Source organism: Paramagnetospirillum marisnigri (assembly GCF_001650715.1).
In the GTDB taxonomy this organism is placed as follows: Bacteria; Pseudomonadota; Alphaproteobacteria; order Rhodospirillales; family Magnetospirillaceae; genus Phaeospirillum; species Phaeospirillum marisnigri.
This window is the reverse complement of the sequence record NZ_LWQT01000003.1, coordinates 1-1427: the sequence shown is the minus strand read 5'-3', so window position 1 is coordinate 1427 and position 1427 is coordinate 1. Positions and strand designations below refer to the sequence as shown.

Sequence of the window (1427 nt, the reverse complement as noted above, 5' to 3'; positions counted from 1 at the left end):
CTCCGTCGCCCCTGGCCAGGCAACATCAACCATGCTTCACTAACATTCGATCTGGAGCCGCCATTGGGGGCCGGTCAGGCATCTCAGATCTATGCACGAATGGCTGTCGGAAAACATCCGTTTCCTGACACCACTCGATCTGGGGCACGGCCCGACAACTCAGGGAACTGCCGCTCAGCCGCTTATGTGCTTATGGTTTGTCTGCATATGGAGCAAGAATTGACCGTTCGGTAGTTCCGGCCGATTCTCAGGGTGTCGGGGGATACCCTAATTTTTAGACAAGAGGTCGTCTGGACGGGGCGGTTCGCCGCCGTTCCGGGTCAGGAAGCGAATCGCTTCCTCGGGATTTCCACGACCCTTCCGCTCGGCGAAGAAGGCTTCGGCAGTTGTGATCGCCGCGAGCTTTTCGGCCGCCGCCATCACCAGAAATTGATTCATGCTGGTGCCATCCGCCGCCGCAAATTTCTCGACCGCAGCCTTCAATGAATTAGGCAGTCGCAGCGAAAAGGTCGAAACTCTCGATGTCATGCGCGGAGACTCCATAATGCCTCGGCCGGGCTCCGGACCTCGATTCCGAATCGAGATGGAGCGGCGCCGTAGTCCTTGCGATTAAACGTCACGATTGCGTCTGCCCGGCCGTTAACCGCCGCCTCCAGCACCATCTCATCGCCGGCATCCGTCAACTGCGGGCGCCACTGGTAATGGACCTCGATGGGTTCGGCCACGCATATCAGCGCGTCTATCATGTTTTGCACGTCCCGTTCGCTGGCTCCCGCCGCGAGCCGATGTTCCGCCAGCAGGCAGACGGTCTCGTATTCAAGGGCCAGGGCAACGGTTAACAGCATGGTCGCCTGCCGCTTCAAGAGCAGAACCAGCAAGGCGGCTGAAGCGCCGGTCGGACTGCGCAGAGCAGCGACGATAACGTCCGTATCAACAACCAATCTCATTCACCTATGATATCACATCACCGGCAACGTTAGCAATGGGCTCCATCCCCATGTGGTCTCTGGGCCTTGTAGGGGGGGACGACACGAACCGGACGATATGATCACTTTCGTGGTGTCACCCCAAGAATGGACGAGCCGGTAGGTCCGGCCCCATACGGTAGCGTAATTTTACCTTGCTGCATGTGATCATCGCCTGGCGAAGCTCTTGGACGAGATCGGTGTCGATCATTGGCCGGGGGCCCGGGCGCATTGCCAGACCTTCGGCCTCCAACAAGGCTTCAAGGTCAGGTTCAACGCGACGGGCCACATCAGGCTTCATTAGCGCTTTGAGTTTCGCCGCGAGGGTCACCAGCTCAGCGGCTTCATCCTCTCGGTTGTCACGCTCGAACAGGCGAACGGCACCTGGGCACCTCCGGAAACTGGCGTCGGCTCGGGTTTCGTGATTCCCTATCCGTATGACGGAACAGGGGGCGGATATGA

Annotated in this window: 2 protein-coding genes and 1 pseudogene; all 3 read right to left on the bottom strand. The window is 59.0% G+C overall.

Translation table 11 applies throughout. The features are described from left to right. Positions 1-267 precede the first annotated feature (267 nt). Positions 268-528: a hypothetical protein gene (locus A6A04_RS00025; protein WP_068489167.1), complete on the bottom strand. Its 261-nt coding sequence runs from the start codon at positions 526-528 to the stop codon at positions 268-270. After that, positions 525-947: a putative toxin-antitoxin system toxin component, PIN family gene (locus A6A04_RS00020; RefSeq protein ID WP_068489165.1), complete on the bottom strand. Its 423-nt coding sequence runs from the start codon at positions 945-947 to the stop codon at positions 525-527. The genes A6A04_RS00025 and A6A04_RS00020 overlap by 4 nt, the downstream gene beginning before the upstream one ends. Before the next feature lie 115 nt (positions 948-1062). Further along, positions 1063-1427: pseudogene (locus A6A04_RS22795) on the bottom strand (hypothetical protein); the annotation flags it as partial.